This is a genomic window from Kitasatospora sp. NPDC018619, assembly GCF_044391605.1.
Classification (GTDB): domain Bacteria; phylum Actinomycetota; class Actinomycetes; order Streptomycetales; family Streptomycetaceae; genus Kitasatospora.
This window is the reverse complement of the sequence record NZ_JBISAI010000005.1, coordinates 21,278-48,203: the sequence shown is the minus strand read 5'-3', so window position 1 is coordinate 48,203 and position 26,926 is coordinate 21,278. Positions and strand designations below refer to the sequence as shown.

The window sequence follows — 26,926 nt, the reverse complement described above, 5'->3', positions numbered from 1 at the left end:
AGCCGGGGCTCAGGCCCCGCTGTGGCGGAGCATGTCCTCGCGCTCGACGACCTTGACCCGCTCGCGCTGCTCGGCCTCGCCGAGCGCGCGCTCGTGGGCGTCCAGCAGCTTCCAGCCGTCCCAGGTGGTGAAGCGCACGCCCTGCGCGCGCAGGTGCTCCTCGACGGCCGCCGGGTCCGGCTCGACGGCACCGGGCAGGCGGTCGGCGGCGTGGTCCTCCAGCAGGCAGGCGACGGTCTCGTTGGCGTCGCCCTTGGTGTGGCCGATCAGGCCGACCGGGCCGCGCTTGATCCAGCCGGTGACGTACGTGGCGGGGCGGTGCGAGCCGTCGCCGTCCAGGACCCGCCCGGCCCGGTGCGGGACGGTGCCGGAGGCCGGGTCGAAGGGCAGCTTGGGCAGCTCGTCCGAGTAGTAGCCGACGGCGCGGTAGACCGACTGCACGTCCCAGTCGGTGAAGCTCCCGGTGCCGCGCACGTTGCCGGTGCCGTCCAGCTCGGTGCGCTCGGTGCGCAGGCCGACCACCCGGCCGTCCTCGCCGAGCACCTCCACCGGGGACTCGAAGAAGTGCAGGTACACCCGGTGCGGGCGGTCGCCGACGTCGCGGATCGCCCAGTTCTCCAGCGTCGAGGCGACCAGGTCGACGTGCTTGACCGCGCGGCGCTCGGCGATCGAGCCCTCGTCGTACTCGATGTCCTCGGGGGCGACGATCACCTCGATGGTGGGGGAGTGGTCCAGCTCGCGCAGCTCCATCGGGCTGAACTTGGCCTGGGCGGGGCCCCGGCGGCCGAAGACGTGCACCTCCACGGCCCGGTTGCGCTTCAGGCCCTCGTAGACGTTCGGCGGGATCTCGGTGGGCAGCAGCTCGTCGGCGGTCTTGGCGAGGATCCGGGCGACGTCCAGGGCGACGTTGCCGACGCCCAGCACGGCGACCTTCTCGGCCTCCAGCGGCCAGGTCCGGGGCACGTCGGGGTGGCCGTCGTACCAGGAGACGAAGTCGGCCGCGCCGTAGGAGCCGTCGAGGTGGATGCCGGGTATGTCCAGCGCGCGGTCGGCCATCGCGCCGGTGGAGAAGACCACGGCGTCGTAGAAGCGGTGCAGGTCGTCCAGGCCGAGGTCGCCGGGGTAGTCGACGTTGCCGAACAGTCGGACCTGGGGCTTGTCGAGGACCTGGTGCAGGGCCGTGACGATGCCCTTGATGCGCGGGTGGTCGGGGGCGACCCCGTAGCGGATCAGCCCGAACGGGGCGGGCATCCGCTCGAACAGGTCGATCGAGACACCGGGCTCCCGGGCGGCGTCGGACTTCAGCAGGGCGTCCGCGGCGTAGATGCCGGCGGGGCCGGCTCCGACGATCGCGACTCGGATCGGGCGGGGCATGACGAGTGGTCCTCCGGTCGGGCGCGATGCAAACGTGGTCTGAACCTTTGTAGCAAACCCTACGGATGACCTGGGAAGTAGGCCGGGGTGATCTATGGGGCCATAGAGTCCGCCTATGGCCCGGGGCGGGTGGGGACGGCCGGAACGCGGCCTACCGCAGGCCGGGTGCGGGCCGGTAGCGTCGCCGGGTGACCACGACCCTCGACTCCGCGGCGGCGGGCCCCGGTCGCTCCCGGCCGCCGCTGGTGACGAGGGCGCTGCTGCTGCGCCTCGTCTCCCTGTTCGGCTGCACCACCGGGTTCAACCTGCTGCTCTCCGCCGTCCCGCTGTACGCCCAGGAGTCCGGCGGCGGCGGGCACGCCGCGGGACTGGCCACCGGTGCGCTGATGCTGGCCACCGTCGTCGGCGAGCTGGCCACCCCGTCGCTGGCCGCCCGGTTCGGCCACCGCCCGGTGCTGGCGGTCGGGCTGGTGCTGCTGGGCGCGCCCACGCTGGTGCTCGTCTGGAGCGGCGGCATGGCGGTGGTGGTGGCGGTCAGCCTGTTGCGCGGGCTCGGTTTCGCCGCGGCGCTGGTGGCCGGCGGGGCGCTGACCGCCGCGCTGATCCCGGCCGAACGGCGTGGCGAGGGGCTCGCCCTGGTCGGGCTGGTCTCCGGGCTGACCGCCCTGGCCGGTCAGCCGCTCGGCGTCTGGCTGGCCCAGCACGTGGGCTGGAGCTGGGTGTTCGCGATCGGTGCGGCGGCGCCGCTGGTCGCGGTCGGGTCCGTCCCGGCGCTGCCGGACCGCACCGGCGCGGCCGGGCCGGCGGTGGGGCTGCGGGAGGGGCTGCGCAGCGGCGCGCTGCTGCGGCCGTCCCTGGTGTTCGGGGCGACGGCGCTCGCGGCCGGGGTCCTGGTCACCTTCCTGCCGCTCGCCGTGCCGTCCGCCACGGCGGTGGCGGTGGCGCTGCTGGTCCAGCCGGCGGCCGCGACGGCGACCCGCTGGCTGGCCGGGCGGCACGGGGACCGGCGCGGTTCGGCCGGGCTGGTGGTGCCCGGCCTGCTGGTCTCGGTGGCCGGGGTGCTCCTGCTGGCCTCGACGGGCAGCCCGGCCGCGGTGGTGGCGGGGGCGGTGGTGTTCGGAGCGGGCTTCGGCGCCACCCAGAACGCGACGCTGTCGCTGATGTACGCCCGGGTGCCGCCGACCGGGTACGGCACCGTGACGGCGCTGTGGAACGTCGCCTTCGACGGGGGCATGGGGGTCGGCGCCGTCGCCTTCGGAGCGGTCGCGGGCCGGACGGGCTATCCGTGGGCCTTCGTGCTCACCGCGGCGGTGATGCTCGCCGCGCTCGTCCCGGCCCGGCTGGACCGGGGGCGCGCGGAGCGGACGCGGGCCGGAGGATGACCTCCCAGGAGGTCGCGGCGCGGTCGGAGCAGGGCCGGGCCGTCACTCCCGCGGGAGGGTACCGACACGCACGGCGCCCTGCTGTTGCTCGACTTGCCACCGGCCGGGCGCTTGGATGGCTGCGTCCTGGTCACCGCCCGGACGCGGCCAGAAGGCCCCCGGCCAGCCGAGGAGTCACCACCGTGCACGACACCCCCGACCCCGCCGCCGTGGCCCGTCGGATCGCCGAACGGCGCGAGCGGCTGGGCATGAGCGAGGAGGCACTGGCCAACCGGGCCGCGATGGCTCCCCGCTACCTGCGGTGCCTGCTGGACGCCGGGCCCGGCTTCGACCCGCCGGGCTTCGTGCGGATCGCCGCCGCCCTCGACAGCACCCCCGGCGAGCTGGTGTCCGGACGCGCCGACGCCCCGCCCGGCCAGGGCGGCCCCGGGCCGCGCCCCCGGCTGCTCGACCTCACCGAGCCGGAGTGCTGGGAGCTGGTCGGCGGCCACGGCATCGGCCGGATCGCCCTGCCGGTCGAGCCGGGGCCCGTGGTGCTGCCGGTCAACTACGTGGTCGACGACGGCTCCTTCGCCTTCCGCACCGGCGAGCACGGTGCCGCCGCCCCGGAGGAGGGCGCCGCGGTCTCCTTCCAGGTCGACCACGTCGACGAGTACCTCGGCCGCGGTTGGAGCGTGCTGGCGCTCGGCCCGGCGCACTACGTGCACGACCCCGCCGAGCTGGAGCGGCTGGCCGGCCTGCCCGGCGCCGCGCCCTGGGCGGGCGGGGCGCGGCCGTGCTGGGTGCGGATCCGTCCGGAGGAGATCAGCGGGCGGCGGCTGGTCACCGGCTGAGGCCTCCGCCCGCCCCCGCGCGCCCCTCCCGCGCACCCGCTCCCGGCGCCCCGGTACGGCCCGTGGACGGGCGCCGCGAGGACTGGTAAGCAGGCCGCAGGCGGCCGGGCCGTCCAGGCCGCCGTCCGCGACGTACCAGCAGGAGAGCAGGGGCGATGCGCAGAATTCTGATCGTCGGCGCCGGGCAGGCCGGGCTCCAACTGGCTCTGGGGCTCCAGGCCCACGGCTACGACGTGACGGTGCTGACCGACCGCGGCCCGGAGGAGGTGCGCGGCGGGCGGGTGATGTCCAGCCAGTGCATGTTCGACTCCGCGCTGCGCACCGAGCGGGCCCTCGGCCTGGACCTGTGGGCGGACCTCGCGCCGCGGATCGAGGGCCTCGGGGTGTCGCTCCCCGGGCCGGACGCGCGGCGGGCCGTCGACTGGGTCGGGCGGCTGGACGGCTACGCCCAGTCCGTCGACCAGCGGCTGAAGATGTCCACCTGGCTGGAGCTGTTCGCCGAGCGCGGCGGCCGGGTCGAGCTGCGCCGGGTGACCGCGGCCGACCTGCAGAACCTGGCCGGCTCCTACGACCTGGTGCTGGTCGCCTCCGGGAAGGGCACGCTGGCCTCGCTGTTCGAGCGCGACCACGAGCGCTCCCCGTACGAGCGGCCGCAGCGCGCGCTGGCCGCCAGCTACCTGCACGGGCTCGGGCCGCGCCCCGAGCACGACTACCCGGCGGTGCGCTGCAACCTGGTGCCGGGCGTCGGGGAGCTCTTCATCGTCCCGGCGCTGACCGAGGCCGGCCCGTGCGACGCCGTGGTCTGGGAGGCCCTGCCCGGCGGCCCGGCGGACGCCTTCGACGGGATCCGGGACCCGGCCGAACACCTGCGGGTGACACTGGAGTTGATGAAGACGTTCACCCCCTGGGAGTACGACCGCACCCGTTCCGGCGTCGAACTCACCGACGCCCGAGCCACCCTGGCCGGCCGCTTCACCCCGGCGGTGCGCCGCCCGGTCGGCGAACTGCCCGACGGCGCCACGGTGCTGGGCGTCGCCGACGTGGTGGTCCTCAACGACCCGATCGCCGGCCAGGGGTCCAACAACGCCGCCAAGTGCGCCGCCTCCTACCTGGCGGCGATCCTCGCCCACGGGGAGAAGCCCTTCGACCGGGCCTTCCAGCAGGCGGCCTTCGACGGGTTCTGGCGGATCGCCGCCCCCTCCACCGCCTGGAGCAACGAACTGCTCGCCGGCCCGCCCCCGCACGTCCTGGAACTGATCGGCGCCGGTGGCGAACTGCCCGCCGTCGCCCACCGGTTCGCCAACGCCTTCGACGATCCGGCCGACCTGGAGGCGTGGTACTTCGACCCGGCGAAGGCCGCCGCCTACCTCGCCTCGGCCGCGGCGGGCGGCTGACCCGACCGGCAGGTCAGGACTCGGCCAAGTCCCGTACGGACGTGCGTCGTTCGTGGTGGGTTCTGCTTGCCCCCGTCGAGGGGCCCCGGCCCGGACCCACGGGCCGGGCGAGCGGCGCGGACAGCGGGAGCAGAGCAGTGACGGTCGACGGGGGCGCCATGGCCCAGGCTGTGATCGACTCGGCGTACAACGAGCGCAGACGGCTGCACACCGGCCGCAGCCGGACCGTCGCCGTGGTGGTGTTCGGCCTGCTGATCGCGCTCGGCTTCTTCCTGGCCCTGGTGGTCGGCAAGGCGGACCCGGACACCGCCCCGACCTGCAACGGCACGACCATGACCCCGCACGATCAGTGCCGGATCTGGTCGACCCGCGGCGGAGGGGGCGTCTACTCCTACGACGAGATGATCGACCGCAGGGAGTCCGGGAGCGGCGTGTGGCGGGTGGTCGGCTTGGGCGGTGCGGGCGTGGCCGCCGTGCTGATGGCCGTCTGCGTCGCCAGGCTCAACCCCGGCCGGCCCTGGGGCGCGCCGGTCGCCGCCGCCTGCCCGCGCTGCCGGGAGCCCAACCTGCGGGAGAAGCGCGCCACGCACAGTGTCACCCGGGGCCGCACCACCCACCGCTACAGCGGCATCGTCACCCTCTGCACCCCGGCCTGCGGCTTCTGCGCGATCCGTCCGCGCTGACCTGCGGCGCAGCGGAGGGGCCGGGGCGGGCCGGCCCGCCCCCACCGACTACGCTCGGCCCGTCGAACGAACGAGGGGACGGACCGCGTGGGCAGGTGGGAGCGGGCGCTGGACGCGGCCGGGGTGCGGGAGCCCGGGCTGCGGGCCGACTACGGGCGGCAGCGGGAGCAGGTCCTCCGGTACCGGCGGGAGGTCGCGCTCGCCGCCGGCCTGCTGCTGCCCGCCCGGACGGTCCCGCACGTGATCGCCGCCGCCGCCTTCATGCACCGCACCGACACCCTGCTCGACAGCGGCCCGCTCGCCGAGCGCCGGGAGGCCTGCGCCCGCTGGCAGCGGCAGGTCGCCGACTGCCTCGCCACCGGCCGCACCGACGACCCCGAGCTGCGCCCGCTGCTGCACAGCGCCGACGCCCACCCGGTGCTGCGCAGCCGGGTGCCGGAGTTCCTCGCCGCGGCCGGCGTCGACCTGGACTTCACCGGGTTCGCCACCGAGCAGGACCACCAGGCCTACGTCGACGGGTACTCGCTGCCCGGCTTCATGGTGGTCGCCGCGGTGATCGGCCCGGACGGCGACCAGCGCGACTACCGCGCCGCCTGCCGCACCTTCATCGACGGCAGCCAGCGGCTCGACTTCGTCAACGACCTCGCCGAGGACCTCGCCGAGGGCCGGCTCACGATCCCCGCGCAGACCCTCGCGGAGCACGGCGTCACCCGCGCCGACCTGGAGCAGGCCCGCGACCTGCCCGCCGTCCGGGCGCTGCTCGCCGACCAGCTGGACCGGGCCGACCGCGCCCTCGCCGAGGGCCGGGCCGTGATCGACCTGGTGCCGCCCGCCCACCGGCCGATGGTGCGCTGCATCGTCGGGGTGGAGGAGCTCACCAGCGCCGCCGCCCGCGCCGACCTCGGCGCCCTGCTGCGCCGCTCGGCGAGCCCGGCCAAGCCCGCCGCGCTGCGCCTGGTGGCCCGCGAGTACCTCCGGGCCCGGCGCCTGCGCGGCTGACCGGCGGTGCCGCGCGGGCGGGGACGGCCGGTGTCCACGGCGTTGCCGGCCTCCACGGCGTTGGCGGCTTCCACGGCGTGGGCGGCCTCCACGGCGTTGGCGGCCTCCACGGTGTGCACGGCGTCCACAAGCGGAACCTCCCTTTGTCGTAGGCGATCCGGCGGTCGTGTCAGCGCTCTGTCCCGGGTCGGACGGCCTGGCTAGCATGAGCCCGCTCAGCTCGTAGGAGCCAACGACACCAATCATTGGGAGGACCCATTGAGTGCCCTGGTGACCGACATCCGCGACGCCGGCCCGCTGGAGATCGACGAGGAGGCCATCGTCTTCGAGGACGAGCTGGACGCCGACCTCACCCCCGTCGCCTGCCTCGCCGACCCGTGGGTGACCTACGTCCCGACCCGCTTCCCCTGTGAGTTCAACTCCTGATCCGGCCGGATCCCGACCGCGCGGACCGGGGGAGGACGCAACGATGAGCGCACCGCCCGACCCCGGTTCCGCCGCGGCCCGCCGACCGGCCCTGCCCCGGGACGACGCCCGGGACGAAACCCGGGAGCAACTGCGGCGCAGGGTCGACGAGTCGGCCGCCCGCGCGCCCGGCCCGCGCCACCCGCTGCGCACCGACGGCCGGTGGTGGTACCTGCGGGACGCGCGGATGCCGGAGCTCGCTCACGGCTGGAAGCTCCACCTGTCCGCCCGCCCGGAGGGCTTCGCGGCGCTGCTGGACACGGCGCTGCCGATCCTGCTCGGCCGGGTCTGCGACCTGAAGTTCGCGGTGGACCAGGCGGCGCTGCGGGAGCTCAACAGCGGCCGGCACGGTGCCGCGGCCGTCGGCAAGGCCGTGACGGTCTACCCCCGGCCGGAGGAAGTCCGGGCGCTCGGCCTGGAGTTGGCGCAGGCGCTGGCCGGGCGGGAGGGCCCCGCCGTGGTCAGTGACCGCCGCCTGCGGCCGGACGCGCCGATGTACTACCGCTACGGCCCGTTCCGGGTCACCGACGACGAGGCGCAGGCCGGCATGGCCGGCCCGGACGGCTCGCGCTTCCCCGGCCTCGCCGAGGCCCGCTACCGCCGCCCGCCCTGGGCGGACGACCCGTTCGAGGCATCCGGCGCCGCCGCCCGTCCGGCGACCACCCGGATCGGCGCCGGCCGCTACCGGATCACCGCCGGCATCACCCGCACCCCCGGCGGCCACGTCTACCGCGCCGTCCAACTCGCCACCGGCCGCGCGGTGGTGGTCAAGCAGGCCCGGGCGTTCGCCGCCGAGGACGGCGCGGGCGTCGACGCCCGCGGCCGGCTGCGGCACGAGCGGCGGGTGCTCGACGCGCTGGCCGGCATCCCCGGCGTACCCGCGGCGGTCGACTACTTCCGGCACGGCACCGACGAGTACCTGGTCAGCACCGACTGCGGGCGGACGGACCTGCGCCGCGCGGTGCTCACCGCCGGCCCGTACGACGCCGACCCCGGCGCCGCGGGCGGCCGCGACGGGTGGACGCTGGCGCGCCGGCTGCTGCGGGTGCTGGACGCGGTGCACGCGCGCGGCGTGGTGGTCTGCGACCTCAAGCCCGCGAACGTGGTGCTCGCCCCGGACGGTCGGCCCGCGCTGGTCGACTTCGGGGTGAGCGCCCTGGCCGGCCGGCGGCCCCCGGGCGCCACCGCCGGGTACGGCCTGCCGGGCGCCACCGGGGAGGACCCCACCGAGGACCACTACGCGCTGGGCGCCACCCTCCACCACGCCCTCACCGGGCTCGACCCGGTGGTGATCGACCCGGACCCGGCGACCAACCGCGACCGCACGCTGGCCTGCCTGCGCGCCGCCCTCCCGGAGCCCGGGCACCCGGCGGCGCTGCTGGTCGAGGACCTGCTGAGCTTCGACCCGGCCCGGCGCGCGGCGGCGGCGGCGCGCCTGCGCGAGGACGCGCCGCCGGGCCGGGCGGGCCGGGGGCGCGCGCGGGCCCGGCGGAGCCCGGTGGCCGAGGCGTTCGACCACACCGTCACCACCTGCGTCCGGATGGCCCGCGAGCTGACGGCCGCCGATCCCGGCGCCGAGCGGCCCCGGACCCTGCTCTCGCTGTACGACGGCGCCGCCGGCCTCGGCCTCGAACTGCTCCGGCACCCGGACCGCCCGGACGCCGCGTCAGCCGCCGCCGACCTGGCCGCCTGGACGGCCGCCCACCCCGCCCTCGACCGGCTGGACGGCTCGCTCTACCAGGGCCGGGCCGGCGTCGACCTCTTCCTCGCCGAGGCCGCCGCCGGGCTGGGCACCGAGCCCCCGCGGCCCCGCCGGTACCGGGGCACCGGCGTGGACCAGATCGCCGGCACGGCCGGAACGGGCACCGCGCACCTGCTGCTCGCCGCGCTCGGCGGCCCGGCCGCCGCCGCCCACCGCGCCGCGGCGGAAGACTGCGCCGCCGCGCTGGCCGGGCACCCGCTGGACGACCTCGGCGAGGAGCCCAACCCCGGCACCGCGGCCCTCGCCGAGGGCTTCGCACACGGCCGCGCCGGCGTCGCCCACTTCCTGCTCGCGATGCCCGATGCGGCGTCCCGGCAGGCCGCCCGGGCGATCGTGGACGGCCTCGCCGCCGACCTCCCGGGCATCCTGGCCGCCGCCCGCGCACCCGGGGCGACCCGCCGTTACCTCGCCTGGTGCCGGGGCCTGGCCGGGCTCGGCACCCTGCTGGTGCAGGCCGGCCGGCAGTATGGCGACGACGCGCTGCTCGCGCTCGCCGCCGAGGCCGCCGGCACCTGCCGCACGCTCGCCCCGCGGACCGCGCAGGTCTTCCGCTGCTGCGGCCTGGCGGGCGTCGGCGAGCTCTTCGTCGACCTCGCGGCGGCCACCGGCGAGGCCCGGTACTGGGCCGCCGCCGAGGACCTGGCACGGCTGCTGCTCACCCGCGCGGGCGGGCCGCCGGACCGCCCGCTGCTGCCCGGCCGCCGGCCGGACGCGCAGGCGCGGGCCTGGGCCGTCGGCACTCCGGGGGTCACCACCTTCCTGCGCCGGCTGGTCCGTCGCGGCGGGACCGTCCCGGGGCTGCTGCCGCCGGCCTGAACCGCCGCCTGCTGCACCCGGCCGCGGGCGCGGCGCGCCCGACTGGTCGGCGGGGGCCCGGCTCCACCCCGGCGGGCCACCGGTACCGTTCGGCGGACGTTCGTGAAGGCGGCCCGCTCACAGCCGCATGAGCCCGGCGGCGGTCGGCCGGAACCCGCACCGGCCGTAGAAGGACTCCAGGTGCGGTTCGTAGTCGACGTGCAGCCACTCGGCACCGCGCGCCCTCGCCTCGTCGGCAGCCGCCTCGACCAGCCGCAGCCCGAGCCCCCGCCGGCGCTCGTCCGGGTGCACGGTCGTGTCCAGGACGAAGGCGTGCGCGCCGCCGTCGCCGGCGACGTTGACGAATCCGACCAGCCGGCTCCCTCGACGCGCTGCGATCCAGGCCAGGCTGCGGGCCAGCACCGGCGCGAAGGAGGTCGACCGGTGAGCCGGCCACGACGCGCTGAACAGTTCGTCGAGCTCGGCATCCGTCAGATCGGGACACACCGCCAACACCACATCGCCGGCCTGCGGCGAGTCACTGATCACCATGCGGAGCAGCCTGCCACACAGCCACGGCCGTGATCACCCCGCCATGCGCCCGGGCCGCCCGCGGAGCGAGCACGCCGCCGGTCGGCGGCTGCGCGAAGTCGCCACCCGCCCGGACGTCGGCCGATGCGCACCGGTGTCCTGACCGGGGACGTTGGTCGAACCGGTCCCGGCCCGGGCGGCGGCCGGTGGGTAGCCTTCGGCGTATGTCTACTGTGATCACGGTGTGTCGCGTTCCCGTGCCGAGTGCCGTCCACGGACTGGGGGGACTGCTCGCCGCCCACGCCGCGTACGAGGAGGCGTCCTTGGGCGGCCCTGTCGCCGAGGTCCTGGACCGTCTCGACCAGGCGTGCGCTGCCGGGCGGGTCGAGGTCTTCGTCGCGTTCGACGGCGACGACGCGCTGGGGTACGCCTCGCTGACGACGGACCTCGCGACGTGGAGCGGCCGCGAGTTCGGGCACCTCGACTGCCTGTTCGTCCGTGCGGGGGAGCGGGGCCGCAACGTCGGGCGCCTGCTCGTCGACGCCGTGCGGGAGCGGTGCCGCCTGCGGGGTCTGCGGGAGCTGCAGTGGCAGACGCCGGTGGGGAACGAGGACGCGATCCGCTTCTACCGGCGCCTCGGCGCACGGGACGCGACGAAGGCGCGGTTCACCTGGGAGCTGTGAGCGGCCCGGGCCCGGAGAGGGCACGGGCCGGCGTGAGGGGCCGGGTCGGCAGCGGGCTGGAGTAGACGACGCTCGTGGTGATCGAGCCCAGGGTCGCCAGCCGGCCCGTGATGCGCTCCAGGTCGCGCATGCCCTGCGCGAGGACCTTGAAGATGAAGCAGTCGTCGCCGGTGACGTGGTGCGCCTCGATGACCTCGGGAGTCGCGTCGATCAGGTCGTGCAGGGGCTTGTAGTTCCCCGAAGGGTAGGCGAGGCGGACGAACGCGGTGATCGTGTAGCCGAGGGCCTCGGCGTCGAGGGTCGCGGTGTAGCCGGTGATGACACCGGCGTCCGTCAGGCGCCGGAGCCGGTCGCTGGTGGCAGACGGCGACATCGTGACCGCGCGGGCGAGGTCGGCGATGCTCGCGCGACCGTCCCGCTGCAGCTCGGCAATCAGTGCCTCATCGGTGATATCGAGGCTGACCCGTTCGTTATTCGGCATGGGGCGGATAATACCGGTGAATCATCGGTGGACGCAGCTTCACGCCGTCGGTTGCCGGTTCCCCGCGGGCGGCGGAAGCGGTCGAATAGAGCCATGAACGAGAACACCACGGCAGACCGGCCCGCCACCCCCGCCGGCGCAGGCCTGCGCGGGACCGCGGGCGCCGTCGCCCACTTCAGCGCCAAGCTCGCCTACGAGACCGACCCGTCCGACCTCGCCGCCGCCCGAGCCGGCGCCGAGCCTCCCGTCGTCGTGGACACCCGGTCACAGGAGTCCTGGGACCAGGGCCACATCCCCGGGGCCGTCCACCTGCCCGGCAACGAGATCCCTGCGCGCGCGGCACAGCTGCTCCCCGACCGGTCGGCCGACATCGTCGTGTACTGCTGGGGCCCGGGCTGCAACGGCTCCACCCGGGCGGCGCTGGCGCTGTCGCAGCTGGGCTACACGCGGGTGCGCGAGCTGATCGGCGGGTTCGAGTACTGGGCCCGCGAGGGCATGTCCATCCGTACGAGCTCCGGGCGCACCCGCCGTCCCGTGGACGACCTCACGGCCCCCGTCCAGTGACGGCCGTGTCCCACCCCAACGCGGCACTCAGCCCGCGCCACCGCCTGGAGGCCGCCCGTCTCGTGGTCGAGGACGGGTGGCCGGTCAGCGAGGTCGCGGCCTGGTTCCGGGTGTCCTGGCCCACCGTGAAGCGCTGGGCCGACCGCTACCTCGCCGACGAACCCATGACGGATCGCTCGTCCCGCCCCGGGGCCTCACCGGCCAGGACGGGCAGGGCTGTGGCGCAACGTTGCGTCGGTCCGTGCGGCGAGCCCACCTGACGGTACGAGCACCCACGCCACGGACACGGCGCCCGCCCCGGCCCTCCGGGGCGGGCGCCGTGCCTGCCGGCACCACCCGGCCGCGGGCCGTCCCGCCCGCGTGGTCAGGCCATTTCGACGTAGCGGTGGACCCGGTCGAAGCGCCGGGCCGCCACGTCCCGGCGGCGGACCACCCAGTGGGCCACGCCGGAGTCCAGTTCCGTGACGTCGTCGCCGCACCTCCAGGTGGCCAGCAGCACCCAGTCGTCGGCGCCCTCCCCGGGGGCCGCACCGCCCTGCTCGCGGTGGGCGGTGTCCTCGGTGTCCCGGACGTCGTGGACGGGGTCGTTCTGGGGCGAGACGGGATGCCCGCCGATCTGCAGGGCCCAGGGCGGGCGGTGGCCGCCCCCGTGCGCCCAGGCGTCGGCGAGTGCGTCGGCGAGTTCGGACTGCTCGTCCTCGGGGAGGTCCCCCCAGCGGTCGAGGGCGAAGCTCTCCGGCATCGGAACGCTCAACTGGTGCCACACGGTGCGCAGTTCATCCGGCCGGTACGGCTCGCGCCAGCTGTGTCCGAGGGGGGTCGGGGCGGTCGGGGTCCCGGCGGGGACGTACAGCACCGCGTCGGACACCTGCTTCCCGGTGCCGTGCACCACGACGTCGGAGAACAGGAGCAGGTGGCCGTCGGCGGGCAGCGGGAGGCCGGTCGCGCCCGGGGGGAGGGCCGCGAGGTCGACGGAGGCCACGAAGTGCTCGGCCGGCTTCGGCGCGCCGTGCGGCAGCAGCGGGTCACCGCCGATCCGGGCCACCAGGGGGCCGTCACCGCCCCGCGCCAGGTACACCGCAGGACGGGCGGTCCGTATCCATTCCTCCACCTCCTCTGACGGCAGGCCCAGGGATGCCGCTTCGGCCCGGAAGTGGTGCGCTCTGTCCATGCTCGTGTCGGTCACGCTGGTCATCCTAGGGGCTCGTGGCCGGGCGGCGCCCGGCCCGGACTCGCTTGGGGTCAGGGCGGTTTGGCGCTGCCGGGCGGCCCGCCCGGTTCAGCTCCCGAGGGTGGCGAGCCACTCGGTCAGCAGGCGGTTGACCTCCTCCGGGCGCTCCTGCTGGATCCAGTGGCCGCAGCCGTCGAGGAGGTGGGAGGCCGACAGGCCGGGGAGGGTGGCGGGGTGGGCGTCGATGGCATCGGACATCCAGGTGGTGGAGGCGTCCAGGGCGCCGCCGATGAACACGGCCGGCTGCTCGACCGGGGCTCCGCGGTGCGGGGCGAGGTCCTCCCAGTCCCGGTCCATGGCGCGGTAGCGGTTGAGCGCGCCGGTGAACCCCGTGCGCTCGAACTCCCCGGCGTAGACGTCGAGGTCGTCCTCGCTCAGCCAGGCCGGAAGCACCCCCGAGGGGAAGCGGTCGCGCAGCCGGCCGCCGCCGCGGGCGACGAAGTGCGGGTCGGGCTCGTCCCGGGCGGGCATGGTGTCGGCGGACAGGGCCGCGTAGAAGCCCGCGAGCCAGCCCCGGACGTCGGGCTCGATCTCCGCCTCGGCACGGCCGGGCTCCTGGAAGTAGGAGACGTAGAACTCCTGCTCGGGGCCGCCGATCCGGCGGAAGACGTCGGTGGGGCGGGGGCCACCGGGCGGGGAGTAGGGGACGCTCAGCAGGCCGACGGCGCGGAAGACCTCGGGGTGGAGCAGGGCGGAGGCGGAGGCGATGGTGGAGCCCCAGTCGTGGCCGACGACCACCGCGGTCTCCTCGCCGAGGGCACGCACGACGGCGACGTTGTCCTCCACCAGGTCGAGCATCCGGTAGGCCTCGGTCGCCTCCGGCCTGGAGGAGCGGCCGTAGCCGCGTACGTCGACGGCGACCGCGCGGTAGCCGGCCGCGGCGAGCGCCGGGAGCTGGTGCCGCCAGGAGTACCAGGACTCGGGGAAGCCGTGCACGAGCAGGACCAGCGGGCCGGCGCCCTGCTCGGCCAGGTGCAGGCGGCCGGCCGGGGCCTCGACGGTGCGGTGGCGAAGCTCGGTGGGCGGCTGGGTCTGCATGGGGCTTCTCCTCGGTTCGCGGCGGATGCGGCTACCCGTGGATCATGCGACGCGGCACCCGCGCGGCGCGATCGGCCTTGCCGATCTGGCAAACTCGCGGCACGGGGCGGTGGAGCGGCACGGCACGGAGGAGGACGAAGGTGGCAGCCGACGACGTCGAGGGCACGCTGGCCGCGATCGGGCCCCGGCTGCGGGCCGCGCGCGAGCACCACGGCGCGACGCTCGCCGCCGTCGGCGGTGCGACGGGCCTCTCGACCAGCACGCTGTCCCGGATCGAGACCGGCCGGCGCAAGCCCACCCTGGAGATGCTGCTGCAGCTGTCCAGGGAGTACGGCGTCTCCCTCGACGAGCTGGTCGGCACGGCACCCGCCCCCGCCTCCGCCCCCGAGCCGCGCACCAGGGCGCCGCTGAGCTTCGGCGACGACAAGGCGGTGCTGCCGCTGACCCGGTACGTCGGCGGCCTGCACGCCCACAAGCACGTCCTGCCCGCCGTCGAGGGCCGGCCGGTGCGGCCCCGCCAGGCCTCCCACGACGGCCACGAGTGGCTGTGCGTCCTGTACGGGCGGCTGTGGCTCGCGCTCGGCGACCAGGACCTCCTCCTGGCCCCCGGGGAGGTCGCCGAGTTCGACACCCGGACCCCGCACGGGGTGGCGAACGCCGGCCCCGGCGCGCCGGTCGAGTACCTGGTGGTGTTCGGACCGCAGGGCGAGCGGCTGCGGCCCCGCACCCCGCCGCGCTCCGTCCGCGGAGCCGCCGGTCACGCGGCCGCCGACGGAGGGGCCGGCGGCGGAGGGGCCGACGAGTGAGCAGCCGTCCCGGGCCGCGGATCCGACCGGGAGGAGTCCGTGGCGGCCAACGCCCGGTTGTCCGCGGGGCCTCGTGGCCTTCCGCCGACGGGCCGGCCGCCGCCTTCGGCCGGCCCGTCGACTCCTCGCCCCTCGAACCGGCGCCGGCCGACCGGCTGCGAGCGGCCAGTGCGTGCGGTGCGCCGGCCTGCCTCCCCACGGGTGACTGGGAGGGCTCTGCGGCGGGACGGGACCTGTCGGCGTTCCTGGACGGCACCGACCCGGTCGTCCGGTGACCGCCTGACGGCCTGCGGGGGGCGTGACCGGGACGCGGCGACGGGCCGGCGTGGCCGGCGCCCCGTGCCCGCGCGTCAGCCGAAGGCGCGGCGGTAGGCCTGCGGGCTGACTCCGGTGGTGCGCTTGAAGCGGTCGCGGAAGGCGGTGGGGGAGCCGAAGCCGACCTGGGCGCCGATGCGTTCCACGGAGTGCCCGGTGCTCTCCAGCAGGTGCTGGGCCTGGCGCACCCGGGCCCGGTGCAGCCACTGGAGCGGGGTGGTGCCGGTCTGGTCGCGGAACCGGCGGATCAGGGTCCGGGTGCTGGTCCCGGACCGCGCGGCGATGTCGGCCAGGGTGAGGTCGCGGGCCAGGTTCTCCCGCAACCAGACCAGCAGGGGCTCCAGTTCGGATCCCTGCGGGGTGGGCGCATGGTCGGCGACGATGAACTGCGCCTGCCCGCCCTCCCGTTCCAGGGGCATCACCGACAGCCGGGCCGCGTCGGCGGCGACGGCCGAGCCGTAGTCGCGGCGGATCAGGTGCAGGCACAGGTCCAGGCCCGCGGCTGCGCCCGCCGAGGTGAGGAACTGGCCGTTGTCGACGTAGAGGACGTCCGGATCGACCTCGATCTCCGGGTGCCGCGCCGCCAGCAGCGGGGCCGCGAGCCAGTGCGTGGTCGCCCGCAGCCCGTCGAGCAGGCCGGTGGCGGCCAGCGGGAAGGTGCCCACGCAGAGGGAGGCGATCCGCGTGCCCTCGGCGGCGGCCGACCGCAGGGCCTCACGCACGGACGGCGGGAGCGGCGCGAGGGGGTCGCTGGTGCCGGGCACGATGACCGTGTCCGCGTCGCGCAGGGCCTCCAGGCCCCACGGGGCGCGCAGCCGGAACATCCCCGTGTCGATCTCCTCGTGTTCCGCGCACACCCGGATCCGGTAGCCGGGGCGCCCGTCGGGCAACCGGGTCCGGCTGAACACCTCGATCGGGGTGGACAGGTCGAACGGGATCACCTGGTCCAGCGCGAGCACCGCGACGGTGTGCATGGCCGGAACCCCCCTCTCCTCGGCCCGGCCGCATCCCGGCCGGTGGTGCCGGACCATCATGTCAGCGCAGTGGGCGGGCGCGCGGAAGGGGCTGGCGTTTTCCCGTCGAAGACTGTCACTCGCGCCACTGGGCGATCACCGCGGCGGCCGGTTGACTTCAGGCGTCCGTCAACGAGAGCCCGAACCACCCGGGACCGCCCGAAGGGATCCGTCCTGCCATGAGCTACGTCGCGCCGATCATCGTCGGCATCGTCTACTGCCTGCTGATGTCCCTGATCAGGGAACCGCACCGGCGCCGGTTCAACGCCGTCATGGTGGCCGGGGCCGGGGCCGCCTACCTGAGCGGCGGCGGCTTCGGCCCCTGGGAACTGCCGTTCGTCGCCCTCACGGCCTACGTCGCCTACCGGGGGCTGGAATCCTGGACCTTCGTCGGCATCGGATGGCTGCTGCACACCGCGTGGGACGTGGCCCACACCCTCAAGGGCAACCCGATCCTGCCCTTCGCCCACACCTCCTCCCTGGGCTGCGCCATCTGCGACCCCGTCATCGCCCTCTGGTGCTTCCGCGGAGGCCCCACCCTCACCGCCCTCGTCCGCCGCCGGACCGGCCCCGCCTCCGGTTCCGTCCCCTCCTGACGGGGGAGACCGCCGCCTGGCGGCGCCGCCGGTCGCGTCGCCGCGGGGTGGCGCGGCCGTCAGGCGGCCGGGGCGGCCCAGTCGATCCGGTGGTGGAGGTGGGCGGAGAGCTTCTCCGGGTTCACCAGCTTCATGCCGACCGGCATCAACGCATCGCGCAGCACCCGGCCGACCGGGCCGGCCGCCTTGGTGCTGTTGGTGCGCTCGGTCTGCCTGATGATCCGCTCGACGCGCGGGCGGCGCAGCGCCTCGTACCGGGTGAGCGCCCGGTCCAGCGGCAGATCCCTCGTGCAGCGCGCCAGTTCCACCGCGCTCTCGACGGCCAGCGAGGCCCCCTGGCCGGAGCTGGAGGAGGGTGCGTGGGCCGCGTCCCCGACCAGCACCATCCGGCCGCGGCTCCAGTGCGGCAGCAGGGGCATGGTCTCCATCGGCCCGGTGACCAGCAGTTCGGCCGGCTCGGTGTGCCGGATCAACTCCAGTGCGGGGGTGCGGTCGTCGGCGCAGGCCTCGGCCAGCACCGCCAGCCAGCGCTCGGCTCCGTAGGCGACCGCCTCGGCCTGTGTCATCGGCCGGGGGTGCGGCAGGTTGACGAACCAGACGGCGTTGCCGCCCAGCACCTGGAGGCCGAAGAAGGCCCGCTTGCCGAAGGTCATGAGCATCTTCCCGCCGGTGTCCGGCACCGCGCCGGCCAGGGTGCTCACCGAGCCGAAGCCCTGGAGGCCGGCGTAGCGGGGCTGCGGGGCGGCCGGGTCGATCAGGTTCCGTACGGTGGAGCGGATTCCGTCGGCGCCGACCAGCAACTCACCGGTGGCGGTGGTCCCGTCGGCGAACCGGGCGGTGACGGTGTCCGTGCCCTCCTCGACCCCGACGAGCCGCTTGCCGTGCTCGATCCGGATGCCGCGGGCCCGGGCCTCGGCGTAGAGCGCCCGGTAGAGGTCGCTGCGCATGACCAGCCGGGTGGCCTCCAGCGTGCCGGGGTTGCCGATCTCGGCGAGCCGCTTGCCGTTCCAGCTCTGCAGCACGATCGAGTGCATCGGATCGCCGAGGCCCCGGACCAGGTCGCCGGCGCCGATCGCGTCCAGCGCTGCGAGCCCGTTGGGCGCCAGGCCGAGCGCGGCGCCGACGCCCTCGGCGGTGCCCTCGTACGCCTCGTAGACGGTGGCCTCGACGCCGGCCTGCCGCAGGGCCATCGCGGCGACGGGGCCGGCGACCCCGCCGCCGATGACCAGGGCGGTGGTGGTGCGGTGGGACATGGCGGGTGCTCCTTCGGGAGGGGCCGGGTCGTCGGCAGGGGATGCTGCCGACCCGCTCATAGTTGCACTGAAACTAGATGCAAGGCAACTAGTTCCATCGGCCGTAGTATCGGGATCATGAGTACTGCCGCCAAGGCCCCCAAGAGCTCGCCGATCACGCTCACCGTGCTGTCGCTGCTGCACTTCGAGCCGCTGCACCCGTACGGGATGCAGCGGCTGCTCAGGCAGTGGGGGAAGGACCAGGTGGTGAACGTCGGCCAGCGCACCAGCCTCTACCGCGCCATCGACCGCCTGCTGGGCGCGGGCCTGATCGCCGTCCGCGAGACCGGGCGCGACCAGCAGTACCCCGAGCGGACGGTCTACGAGATCACCGACGCCGGCCGGGAGGCCACCCGCACCTGGCTGCTGGAGATGCTGCGCGAGCCCAGGGCGGAGTTCCCGGAGTTCCCGGTCGCGCTGTCCAACCTGATGCTGCTCGCACCCGGCGAGATCGAGCAGGCCCTGGCCGCCCGCCTCGCCGCGGTGCGCGCCGGCCGGGCCGCCCACGAGCGCTCGCTCGCCGAGACGGCGGCCGTCGGCGTGCCCCGGGTCGCCATGCTGGAGAGCGAGTACGCGGTCGCCCTGGCCGCCGCCGAGGCCGACTGGCTGGAGGGCGTCATCGCCGATCTCCGCTCGGGCGCCCTCACCTGGAGCGCCGAAGAGCTGATCGCCGCCGCCCGGGCCGGCGAGGCCCGGGCGCCGCGGTAGGCGCGGGCGCACCCGGAGACCAGCCGCCGGGCCCCCGCGGGCGGTCGGCCGCGGCCCTCAGCCCCGTACGGACGGCACGGGGTTGGCCGGCTCGTCCAGCCACGCCCGGTGTCCGCCGTCCGCGTCCACGGTCAGCCCGAACCGCTCGTAGCCCGGGCGGCCCTGCTGCTCCCACCACCGGACGACGTCCTCGACCTGGGACCACACCCGCCGAGGACCCGACTGGCGGACCTCGTACCGCTGCGCGCCGTCCACGAAGTCGACCGTCGCCCAGGATGTGACAGCGGTGTCGAACAGCCACAGGGTGGTCATCCCGCCCCCGTCGCTTCGCCGGTAGTAGACGTCGGGCAGCCCCAGGCCCACGACGAAGGAGGCCAGCCAGTCGTCGACGACATCGAGCGGGCTGAGGGCCGTGTACTCCTGCGGGGCGCCCCCGGGCCAGTCGCCGGGCAGGTAGTCGTCGACGGGCGGCCCCTCGTAGCGCTGCTGACGCATGCGCATGAACGCCGACGAGCCGGTGAAGGGGCCCCGGGCGGTGCGGCCGGCGACGGTGAGGCGGGCGACGGCTCCGCCGCCGAAGAGCGGCGCGAAGGGCAGCACGAGCACGCCCTGCGGGCGGATCTGCCCGATCACGGCCGCCGGGACGTCCCGTACCGAGCAGGTGAGGATCCCGCGGTCGTACGGCGCCCGGGGCGGGTAGCCCTCCGCGGCGTCGCCCACCACCGCGGTCGGGGCGGCGCCGAGGGTCCGGAGGTTGGCCGCGGCCCGGGCGGCGACCTCCCGGTCCAGCTCCACGGTCACCACGTTGTGCGCACCCTGGCGCCGGGCCAGCAGCCCGGCGTTCCACCCGGGGCCCGTCCCGCCCTCCCAGACCGTGTGGCCGTCCTGGACGTCCAGGTCGCGCAGCATGGAGGCCACCATCGTCGGCATGGAGACCGAGGACGTGGGCTCCCGCCGCCCGTCGTCCGCGCCGTCGTCCCACTGCGTCACGATCGCCACGTCGGAGTACGCGAGCTCCAGCCACCTCCCGGGGCTCTGCGCGCGGTCGCAGCGCTCGTAGCCGTCCTCGGTGCTCGCCCAGACGACGTCCGGCAGGAACAGGTGACGGCCGACGTCGAGGAAGACCTGCCGCCAGCCCGGGCCCAGCGCACCCGAGGCCTCCAGCCGGTCGACCAGCCGGTGCCGGAGGCCGGCGGCCGCCGTCACCTGTGCTTCGGATCGGGAGCCGGGCCCTGGCCGTCGGGGTTGGGCTTGGGGCCGATCTGCGGGCCGCCGGGCTTGGCGTGGGAGCCGCCCTTGCCGTCGTTCGGGCCGCCCTTGTTCTCGTCGCCCACGGTGCTTCCCCTTCTGCGTGACGCTTCGACAGCGCCGACCGGGTGACCATCCTGGCGCAGCCGCGCCCGTGCGGGGTACGGCGCGCGGGAGCAGCAGGGAGCGTGCGCGCGCCGTACGGCGCCGATGCCGGCCGACTGCCGGCTGCCCGCCGAAGGCCCGGCGGCGGCCCGGACTACCGGGAGCCCGCTGCCGGGCGCGCCTTGTAGAAGGACTCCTCCAGGTAGGCGACCTCGTGCGGTCGGTAGGGCTCCTCCAGGTAGGCGGCCTCGTCCTCGTCGAGCTCGACGTCCACCGCGGCGAGTGCGTCGGCCAGCTGGGCCGCCTTGGTGACCCCGACGACGGGCGAGGTCACCGCCGGATTGCGCATGACCCACGCCAGGGCGACCTGGGCCGCGGACAGTCCCCGCCTGCCCGCGATCTCGTGGACGCGCTCGACCACGGCCTGGTCCTCGTCGCGGTAGAGGATCCTGCCGCCCTCGTCCGTCCCGGCCCGCGCCGTGGCGGTGTCCCGGGCCCGCGTCAGCCTGCCCCGCGCCAGCGGGCTCCACGGGATCACGCCGATGCCCTGGTCGGCGCAGAGCGGGAGCATCTCCCGCTCCGCTTCCCGGTGGATGAGGTTGTAGTGGTCCTGCATCGACACGAAGCGGGTCCACCCGTTCAGGTCGGCCAGGAACAGGGCCTTGGCGAACTGCCAGGCGTACATGGAGGAGGCTCCGAGGTAGCGGACCTTCCCGGACCTGACCGCGTCGTGCAGCGCCTCGAGGGTTTCCTCGATCGGAGTGTCGTAGTCCCAGCGGTGGATCTGGTACAGGTCGATGTAGTCGGTCCCCAGCCGCTTCAGGGAGGCGTCGAGCTCGGTGAAGATCGCCTTGCGGGACAGCCCGGCGCCGTTGGGGCCGGGGCGCATCCGCATCCAGACCTTGGTGGAGAGAACGACCTCCTCGCGCCGGGTGAAGTCCCTGACCGCCCGGCCGACGATCTCCTCGCTGCTTCCGGCGCTGTACCCGTTGGCGGTGTCGAGGAAGTTGACGCCGGCTTCGAGGGCCTGCCTGATGATGTCCCGGCTGGCGTCCGCGCCCAGGGACCAGGGCTCGCCGCCCCGGTCCGGCTCGCCGAAGCTCATGCAGCCGAGGGTGATGGCGGAGACTTCCAGTCCGGTCGTTCCGAGTCTGACGTATCGCATGCCTGCGAACCTAGGGCGTGAAGTGCACTCCAACGCAAGTCCTTTCGGTCCGGAATCCGGAGGCGGGCGCCGGGTGCGCCCGGTCGGATACCGGCCGTCCGGGTGAAGGCACGCCGTCACCGGCCATGCCGGTCCACGAGCCGGGTAGGCGCAGGCCATGCGAGCACTCGTCATCAACTGCACTCTCAAGCCCTCTCCCGCGGCGTCGAACACCGAAGCCCTGGCCGGTGTCGTCGCCGACGCGCTCACCGCCCGCGGGGTGAGCGTGGAGGCCGTCCGCGCCGTCGACCTCGACCTGAAGCCCGGGGTGAAGTCGGACATGGGGGACGGCGACCAGTGGCCCCGGGTCCACGCCAAGCTCCTCGCCGCCGACATCCTCGTCGTCGCCTCCCCGACCTGGGTGGGCCGCCCCTCCTCCGTCGCGCAGCGCGTCCTGGAGCGGATGGACGCCATGATCTCCGAGACCGACGACGACGGCGTGCCGGTGGCGTACGGCAAGGTCGCCGGGGTCGTGGTCACCGGCAACGAGGACGGCGCCCACCACGTGATCAGCGAGATCTGCGGCGGACTCGTCGACATCGGCTACACCATCCCGGCCCAGGCCTGGACGTACTGGCACCTCGGCCCCGGCCCGGGCCCGGACTACCTGGACGACGACAAGGGGCACGACTGGGCCCACTCCACCGGCCGCACCATGGCCGCCCACCTCCACCACGTCGCGTCGGCCCTCGCGGCCCGCCCCTGGCCCGCCCCGTAGCGCGCCGCCCCACCCGCACGGCCCGGCGCGGGAGGACTGAGTCCGGGCGATCCGGGTTAGACGGCAGCCGTGCTGAGATTCCTGTGGGTGGCCTGGCTGGTGGGCGGAGCGGCGGCTGCCGCGGTGGCGGCGGTGGCGGTGTCGCCGTGGTGGTGGATCCCGGCGGCGCCGCTGCTGGCGGCGGCGGCGCTGGCGGTCGCGGACGTGCTGCAGACCAGGCACTCCGTGCTGCGCAACTACCCCGTGCTGGGACACCTGCGGTTCGCCCTGGAGGGCATCCGGCCCGAGGTGCAGCAGTACTTCGTCGAGCGCAACGTGGACGGCCGCCCGTTCGACCGGGACACCCGGAGCATCGTCTACCAGCGGGCCAAGGGCACCGACGCCGAGGAGCCGTTCGGCACCGAGCTGGACCTGTACGAGCCCGGGCGGGAGTTCCTCGTCCCGTCGCTGGCCCCGGTCGCGGTGCCGCAGGAGGCCCCGCGGGTGCGGGTCGGCGGCCCGGACTGCACCCGGCCGTACGACATGGCGCTGCTGAACGTCTCCGCGATGAGCTTCGGCTCGCTGTCGGCCAACGCGGTGCTGGCGCTGAACGCGGGGGCGGCGCTGGGCGGCTTCGCCCACGACACCGGGGAGGGCGGCCTGTCGGAGTACCACCTGCGGCCGGGCGGCGACCTGGTCTGGGAGCTCGGCACCGGCTACTTCGGCTGCCGCACGCAGGACGGCGGGTTCGATCCGGCGCAGTTCGCCGAGAAGGCCGCGCACCCGCAGGTCAGGTGCGTGTCGTTGAAGCTCGGCCAGGGCGCCAAGCCCGGCATCGGCGGGGTGCTGCCCGGCCCGAAGGTCAACGCCGAGATCGCGAAGGTGCGCGGCGTGCCGCAGGGGCGGACCGTCGTCTCGCCGCCGTACCACCGGGTGTTCTCCACGCCGCGCGAACTGGTGCTCTTCCTGGCCCGGATGCGGGAGCTGGCGGACGGCAAACCGGTCGGCTTCAAGCTGTGCGTCGGCTCGCGGCGGCAGTTCCTGGCGGTGTGCAAGGCGATGCTGGCGGAGGGCGTTACCCCGGACTTCATCGTGGTCGACGGCGCCGAGGGCGGCACCGGCGCGGCCCCGCTGGAGTTCGCCGACCACGTCGGGATGCCGCTGACCGAGGGCCTGCTGACGGTGCGCGACGCGCTGCTGGGCACCGGCCTGCGGGACCGGATCCGGATCGGCGCCAGCGGCAAGGTCGCCACCGGCAGCGACCTGGTGAAGCGGCTGGTCCAGGGCGCCGACTACACCAACGCGGCGCGGGCCATGATGTTCGCGCTCGGCTGCATCCAGGCGCAGCGCTGCCACACCAACACCTGCCCGGTCGGCGTGGCCACCCAGGACCGGCGCCGGGCCCGGGCCCTGCACGTGGGCGACAAGTCGCAGCGGGTCGCCCGCTACCAGGCGGCGACCGTCAGGAGCGCCCTGCAGATCATGGCGGCGATGGGCGTGGACGACCCGGCCGCCCTGCACCCGGGGATGCTGCGCCGCCGCACGGACGGGCAGACCGTGCGCTCCTACGCGGACCTGCGCCCGCCGATGGCGCCGGGCCGCCTGCTGGACGACCCGCCGGAGTCGTGGGCGCGCGACTGGCGCGGGGCCGATCCCGACCGCTTCACCGTCTGAACCCCTCACTCGCGAGAAGGAGAAACCCGTGGCACGGACCGTGGCCCGCATGATCGTCGACGCCCTCCGGGAGCTGGAGGTGCGGCACGTCTTCGGCGTGGTCGGCGACGCCCTGAACCCGTTGACGGACGCCATCCGCACCACGGAGGGCATCGCGTGGGTGGGCTGCCGGCACGAGGAGGCGGCGGCCTTCGCGGCCGGCGCCCAGTCGCAGCTGTCCGGGAACCTGGGCGTGTGCATGGGCACCGTCGGCCCCGGCTCGGTGCACCTGCTGAACGGCCTGTACGACGCGGCGAAGAGCCGCACGCCGGTGCTGGCGATCGCCGGGCAGGTGCCGTCCGCGGAGATCGGCGGCGACTACTTCCAGGAGGTCGACAACGACCTGCTGTTCCGGGACGTCGCGGTGTTCCGGGCCACCGTCTCCTCCCCGGACCAGCTGCCCCGGCTGCTGGAGGCGGCCGTGCGCACGGCGCTCGCCGAGCGCGGCGTGGCGGTGCTGACCGTCCCCGGCGACCTGGGCGACCGGGAGCTGACCGACGACCGGCCGGCGCGCTTCCCGCGCACCCGTCCGGTGACCCGGCCCGACGACGAGGGCATCCGGCGTGCCGCCGAGCTGATCAACGCCGGGCAGCGGGTGACGCTGCTGGTCGGCCGGGGCGCCCGGGAGGCCGCACCCGAGGTCCGGGAGCTGGCGGAGCGGCTGGCCGCGCCGATGGTGCTCACCCTGAAGGCCAAGGAGGGGTTCGAGGACGGCAACCTGTACCAGGTCGGCCAGACCGGTCTGATCGGCAACCCCGCGGCCGCCCGCGCCCTGGACTCCTGCGACACGCTGGTCATGCTCGGCACCGACTTCCCGTACCGCGACTGGTACCCGCAGGACCGCAAGGTCGTGCAGATCGACCTGGACGAGCGCCACCTCGGCCGGCGCACCCCGGTGGACGTGGGCCTGGCGGGCGACACCGCGGCCACCCTGCGCGCGCTGCTGCCGCTGCTGGACGCGGTCAAGGACCGCTCGCACCTGGACGACGCGCTCGGGCGGTTCGCCGACTGGCAGGAGGGCCAGCGCAAGCTGGCCGACACCCGGCACGACCACCGCCTGCTGGGCAGGCTGCGCAGCGCGTTCGACAACCGGGACGGCGACGTCCGCCCGGAGGCCCTGGCGGCGGCGGTGGACGCGGCGGCCGCCGACGACGCGGTGTTCACCTCCGACACCGGCATGGCGACCGTCTGGCTGTCGCGCCACGTGACGATGCGGGGCGGGCGGCGGCTGCTGGGCTCCTACAACCTGGGGTCGATGGCCAACGCCATGCCGCAGGCGCTGGGTGCCCAACTGCTCTTCCCGGAGCGGCAGGTGGTGGCGTTCTGCGGGGACGGCGGGCTGAGCATGCTGCTCGGCGACCTGATGACGATCAAGACGTACCGGCTGCCGGTGAAACTGGTGGTGTTCGACAACCGGCGGCTCGGGATGATCAAGCTGGAGCAGGAGCAGTCGGGGCTGCCCGAGTTCGGCACCGAACTGGACAACCCGGACTTCGCGGCGGTGGCGACCGCGCTCGGCCTGACGGGCATCCGGGTCACCGGCCCGGACCACCTGGCGGAGGGCGTCCGGCGGGCCTTCGACACGCCCGGACCGGTGCTGCTGGACGTGCTGACCAATCCCCAGGAGATCGCCGTCCCGGCGAAGCCGACCGTCGAGCAGGGCTGGGGCTTCGCCATCGCCAAGGTCAAGGAGACGCTGCGCAGCCAGGGCGAGTGACGCCCGCTCCCCACGGGTCGGCCTTCGGCCACGGCGGTCGCCACCGGATCGGCGGCGCGCTCGCGGCCGCCGTGGTGCGGAACGCGCCGACCGCGTTCCGCCGTGCCCGGCGGCCGCCGTGGCCGTTCGGCTCCCGACCTGCTCGAAAAGGAGGTTTGGCAACGGCCGGAGCGAGTAGACGAATGGCAGAAATCGGCACTACAGGAAGGGCGGCCCCATGGGCGTCATCGCGTGGATCCTCATCGGCCTGCTCGCGGGAGCGATCGCCAAGGCCATCATGCCGGGTCGTGACCCGGGCGGCGTCATCGTCACGATGCTGATCGGCATAGTCGGAGGACTGCTGGGCGGCTGGCTCGGCAAGGTCATCTTCGGTGTGCACTCGATCAACGGCTTCTTCCACCTCTCGACGTGGATCGCGGCGGTCGTCGGGTCGCTGATCGTCCTGGCCGTCTACCGTGTCGCGGTGGGCCGCCGCTCCTGACGGGAGTCCCGGCCGAACGCCACGCCTCGGGCCCGCGTCCGCACCGGACGCGGGCCCGGGCGCGTCCGGGCCCCCGACGCCCGCGGCCTCGGCGTTCCGGCTGCCGGAAGGACCTACGCTGTCCACGGGCCCGCCCGACGGGGCGGGAGGGCCGAGGCCGGGTACCACCGGCACGGCGGCACCCGGCCGCGCGCCCGGCGGGCCCCGGCCCACCCGATCCCGTACGAGAACCGGAGCGCGGCGTGCGACTGCTGCTGACCACGGACACCCACGTCCCCGCCCGGGCGCGCGCCCTGCCCGAGCCGCTGCTGCGGGCGGTCGACGAAGCCGATGTGGTGTTCCACGCCGGCGACTGGATCGACACCGCCACGCTCGACCTGTTCGAGGCCCGCGCCCGTCGGCTGGTCGCCGTGTACGGCAACAACGACGGGCCGGCGCTGCGGGAGCGGCTGCCCGAGGTGGCCCGCGCCGACGTGGAGGGCCTGCGCTTCGCCGTCGTGCACGAGACCGGCCCGGCGCGCGGCCGCGAGCAGCGGTGCGCGGAGCGCTTCCCCGGCACCGACGTCCTGGTGTTCGGCCACAGCCACATCCCGTGGGACAGCCAGGCCCCGGGCGGCCTGCGGCTGCTCAACCCGGGCTCGCCCACCGACCGGCGCCGCCAGCCCTTCGCCACCTACCTGACCGCCCGCGCGGAAGGCGGCCGCCTCACCGACCTCCACCTCCACCGGCTGCCGCGCCGCTCCTGAGGCGGCCCCGGACCGGGCGGGGCAGTGCAGCCGTGGGCCCGGTGCGCGGCGGACGCGGGGCGAGCCGTCC

General features: G+C 75.3%; 27 protein-coding genes and 1 pseudogene. 18 read left to right on the top strand and 10 right to left on the bottom strand.

Annotated features, from left to right (window positions below; genetic code table 11):
• Positions 1 to 9: 9 nt before the first annotated feature.
• On the bottom strand, positions 10 to 1,374 hold the full coding sequence (locus ACH5AR_RS09470) for an FAD-dependent oxidoreductase (protein WP_396300780.1): 1,365 nt from the start codon (positions 1,372 to 1,374) through the stop codon (positions 10 to 12).
• A 188-nt stretch (positions 1,375 to 1,562) separates the two neighbouring features.
• Between ACH5AR_RS09470 and ACH5AR_RS09465 the strand changes: the two genes are divergently transcribed.
• From ACH5AR_RS09465 to lanL, 7 genes are all read left to right on the top strand, one after another.
• Positions 1,563 to 2,756, top strand: a complete 1,194-nt coding sequence (locus ACH5AR_RS09465) for an MFS transporter (RefSeq protein WP_396300779.1) — start codon at positions 1,563 to 1,565, stop codon at positions 2,754 to 2,756.
• Positions 2,757 to 2,938: 182 nt separating this feature from the next.
• Complete coding sequence (locus ACH5AR_RS09460) at positions 2,939 to 3,589, top strand: pyridoxamine 5'-phosphate oxidase family protein (protein ID WP_396300778.1); 651 nt, start codon at positions 2,939 to 2,941, stop codon at positions 3,587 to 3,589.
• Between the two features lie 155 nt (positions 3,590 to 3,744).
• Positions 3,745 to 4,983 carry a styrene monooxygenase/indole monooxygenase family protein gene (locus ACH5AR_RS09455; RefSeq protein ID WP_396300777.1) on the top strand — a complete coding sequence of 413 codons (1,239 nt, stop codon included), beginning with the start codon at positions 3,745 to 3,747 and terminating at the stop codon, positions 4,981 to 4,983.
• 137 nt (positions 4,984 to 5,120) lie between these two features.
• A complete protein-coding gene (locus tag ACH5AR_RS09450) occupies positions 5,121 to 5,666 on the top strand; it encodes a hypothetical protein (protein WP_396300776.1) in 546 nt (181 codons plus the stop codon).
• A gap of 87 nt (positions 5,667 to 5,753) precedes the next feature.
• Positions 5,754 to 6,665: a phytoene/squalene synthase family protein gene (locus ACH5AR_RS09445; RefSeq protein WP_396300775.1), complete on the top strand. Its 912-nt coding sequence runs from the start codon at positions 5,754 to 5,756 to the stop codon at positions 6,663 to 6,665.
• A gap of 270 nt (positions 6,666 to 6,935) precedes the next feature.
• Complete coding sequence (locus tag ACH5AR_RS09440) at positions 6,936 to 7,091, top strand: SflA family class IV lanthipeptide (RefSeq protein ID WP_396300774.1); 156 nt, start codon at positions 6,936 to 6,938, stop codon at positions 7,089 to 7,091.
• Between the two features lie 43 nt (positions 7,092 to 7,134).
• Entirely contained in the window at positions 7,135 to 9,708 is a 2,574-nt protein-coding gene (gene lanL / locus ACH5AR_RS09435) for a class IV lanthionine synthetase LanL (RefSeq protein WP_396300773.1), read from the top strand.
• A 117-nt stretch (positions 9,709 to 9,825) separates the two neighbouring features.
• On the opposite strand, the gene ACH5AR_RS09430 is transcribed toward lanL, so the two are convergent.
• Positions 9,826 to 10,239 carry a GNAT family N-acetyltransferase gene (locus ACH5AR_RS09430; protein ID WP_396300772.1) on the bottom strand — a complete coding sequence of 138 codons (414 nt, stop codon included), beginning with the start codon at positions 10,237 to 10,239 and terminating at the stop codon, positions 9,826 to 9,828.
• A 203-nt stretch (positions 10,240 to 10,442) separates the two neighbouring features.
• On the opposite strand from ACH5AR_RS09430, the gene ACH5AR_RS09425 reads away from it, so the two are divergent.
• On the top strand, positions 10,443 to 10,901 hold the full coding sequence (locus ACH5AR_RS09425; protein WP_396300771.1) for a GNAT family N-acetyltransferase: 459 nt from the start codon (positions 10,443 to 10,445) through the stop codon (positions 10,899 to 10,901).
• On the opposite strand, the gene ACH5AR_RS09420 is transcribed toward ACH5AR_RS09425, so the two are convergent.
• Positions 10,885 to 11,382 (bottom strand): Lrp/AsnC family transcriptional regulator, encoded by a 498-nt coding sequence (locus ACH5AR_RS09420; protein ID WP_396300770.1) that lies wholly within the window; start codon positions 11,380 to 11,382, stop codon positions 10,885 to 10,887. The genes ACH5AR_RS09425 and ACH5AR_RS09420 overlap by 17 nt on opposite strands.
• Positions 11,383 to 11,475: 93 nt before the next feature.
• On the opposite strand from ACH5AR_RS09420, the gene ACH5AR_RS09415 reads away from it, so the two are divergent.
• Positions 11,476 to 11,946, top strand: a complete 471-nt coding sequence (locus ACH5AR_RS09415; protein WP_396300769.1) for a rhodanese-like domain-containing protein — start codon at positions 11,476 to 11,478, stop codon at positions 11,944 to 11,946.
• Positions 11,943 to 12,182, top strand: a pseudogene (locus ACH5AR_RS09410) (helix-turn-helix domain-containing protein); the annotation flags it as partial. The gene ACH5AR_RS09415 and the pseudogene ACH5AR_RS09410, both read left to right, overlap by 4 nt.
• A 128-nt stretch (positions 12,183 to 12,310) precedes the next feature.
• Here ACH5AR_RS09410 and ACH5AR_RS09405 read toward each other — a convergent pair.
• Together ACH5AR_RS09405 and ACH5AR_RS09400 are read right to left on the bottom strand one after the other, a co-directional pair.
• Positions 12,311 to 13,141, bottom strand: coding sequence for a DUF1963 domain-containing protein (locus tag ACH5AR_RS09405; RefSeq protein WP_396300768.1), 831 nt, complete (start codon positions 13,139 to 13,141; stop codon positions 12,311 to 12,313).
• A gap of 84 nt (positions 13,142 to 13,225) precedes the next feature.
• Positions 13,226 to 14,215 carry an alpha/beta fold hydrolase gene (locus tag ACH5AR_RS09400; protein WP_396300767.1) on the bottom strand — a complete coding sequence of 330 codons (990 nt, stop codon included), beginning with the start codon at positions 14,213 to 14,215 and terminating at the stop codon, positions 13,226 to 13,228.
• 140 nt (positions 14,216 to 14,355) lie between these two features.
• Here ACH5AR_RS09400 and ACH5AR_RS09395 point away from each other — a divergent pair, with 140 nt between their 5' ends.
• Positions 14,356 to 15,021, top strand: a complete 666-nt coding sequence (locus tag ACH5AR_RS09395) for a helix-turn-helix domain-containing protein (RefSeq protein ID WP_396300766.1) — start codon at positions 14,356 to 14,358, stop codon at positions 15,019 to 15,021.
• 350 nt (positions 15,022 to 15,371) lie between these two features.
• Here ACH5AR_RS09395 and ACH5AR_RS09390 read toward each other — a convergent pair whose 3' ends face one another.
• Positions 15,372 to 16,310, bottom strand: a complete 939-nt coding sequence (locus ACH5AR_RS09390; protein ID WP_396300765.1) for a GlxA family transcriptional regulator — start codon at positions 16,308 to 16,310, stop codon at positions 15,372 to 15,374.
• A 218-nt stretch (positions 16,311 to 16,528) separates the two neighbouring features.
• Between ACH5AR_RS09390 and ACH5AR_RS09385 the strand changes: the two genes are divergently transcribed.
• The gene (locus tag ACH5AR_RS09385) at positions 16,529 to 16,945 is read left to right on the top strand and encodes a DUF6010 family protein (protein ID WP_396300764.1); all 417 of its coding nucleotides are present in this window, start codon (positions 16,529 to 16,531) and stop codon (positions 16,943 to 16,945) included.
• Between the two features lie 59 nt (positions 16,946 to 17,004).
• On the opposite strand, the gene ACH5AR_RS09380 is transcribed toward ACH5AR_RS09385, so the two are convergent.
• Entirely contained in the window at positions 17,005 to 18,198 is a 1,194-nt protein-coding gene (locus tag ACH5AR_RS09380) for an FAD-dependent oxidoreductase (protein WP_396300763.1), read from the bottom strand.
• Between the two features lie 117 nt (positions 18,199 to 18,315).
• Between ACH5AR_RS09380 and ACH5AR_RS09375 the strand changes: the two genes are divergently transcribed.
• On the top strand, positions 18,316 to 18,945 hold the full coding sequence (locus ACH5AR_RS09375) for a PadR family transcriptional regulator (protein WP_396300762.1): 630 nt from the start codon (positions 18,316 to 18,318) through the stop codon (positions 18,943 to 18,945).
• 57 nt (positions 18,946 to 19,002) lie between these two features.
• On the opposite strand, the gene ACH5AR_RS09370 is transcribed toward ACH5AR_RS09375, so the two are convergent.
• From ACH5AR_RS09370 to ACH5AR_RS09360, 3 genes are all read right to left on the bottom strand, one after another.
• Entirely contained in the window at positions 19,003 to 20,151 is a 1,149-nt protein-coding gene (locus tag ACH5AR_RS09370; protein WP_396300761.1) for a protein-L-isoaspartate(D-aspartate) O-methyltransferase, read from the bottom strand.
• Positions 20,148 to 20,279 carry a hypothetical protein gene (locus ACH5AR_RS09365; RefSeq protein ID WP_396300760.1) on the bottom strand — a complete coding sequence of 44 codons (132 nt, stop codon included), beginning with the start codon at positions 20,277 to 20,279 and terminating at the stop codon, positions 20,148 to 20,150. The genes ACH5AR_RS09370 and ACH5AR_RS09365 overlap by 4 nt, the downstream gene beginning before the upstream one ends.
• Before the next feature lie 173 nt (positions 20,280 to 20,452).
• Entirely contained in the window at positions 20,453 to 21,463 is a 1,011-nt protein-coding gene (locus ACH5AR_RS09360; protein ID WP_396300759.1) for an aldo/keto reductase, read from the bottom strand.
• A gap of 157 nt (positions 21,464 to 21,620) precedes the next feature.
• Here ACH5AR_RS09360 and ACH5AR_RS09355 point away from each other — a divergent pair, with 157 nt between their 5' ends.
• The 5 genes from ACH5AR_RS09355 (at position 21,621) to ACH5AR_RS09335 (ending at position 26,856) form a co-directional block, all read left to right on the top strand.
• Positions 21,621 to 22,220 carry a flavodoxin family protein gene (locus ACH5AR_RS09355; protein ID WP_396300758.1) on the top strand — a complete coding sequence of 200 codons (600 nt, stop codon included), beginning with the start codon at positions 21,621 to 21,623 and terminating at the stop codon, positions 22,218 to 22,220.
• A 69-nt stretch (positions 22,221 to 22,289) separates the two neighbouring features.
• Positions 22,290 to 23,873, top strand: coding sequence for an FMN-binding glutamate synthase family protein (locus ACH5AR_RS09350; protein ID WP_396300757.1), 1,584 nt, complete (start codon positions 22,290 to 22,292; stop codon positions 23,871 to 23,873).
• A 28-nt stretch (positions 23,874 to 23,901) separates the two neighbouring features.
• A complete protein-coding gene (locus ACH5AR_RS09345; RefSeq protein WP_396300756.1) occupies positions 23,902 to 25,629 on the top strand; it encodes a thiamine pyrophosphate-dependent enzyme in 1,728 nt (575 codons plus the stop codon).
• 217 nt (positions 25,630 to 25,846) lie between these two features.
• Positions 25,847 to 26,110, top strand: a complete 264-nt coding sequence (locus tag ACH5AR_RS09340) for a GlsB/YeaQ/YmgE family stress response membrane protein (protein WP_396300755.1) — start codon at positions 25,847 to 25,849, stop codon at positions 26,108 to 26,110.
• A 242-nt stretch (positions 26,111 to 26,352) separates the two neighbouring features.
• Positions 26,353 to 26,856: a metallophosphoesterase family protein gene (locus tag ACH5AR_RS09335; protein WP_396300754.1), complete on the top strand. Its 504-nt coding sequence runs from the start codon at positions 26,353 to 26,355 to the stop codon at positions 26,854 to 26,856.
• Positions 26,857 to 26,926 lie beyond the last annotated feature (70 nt).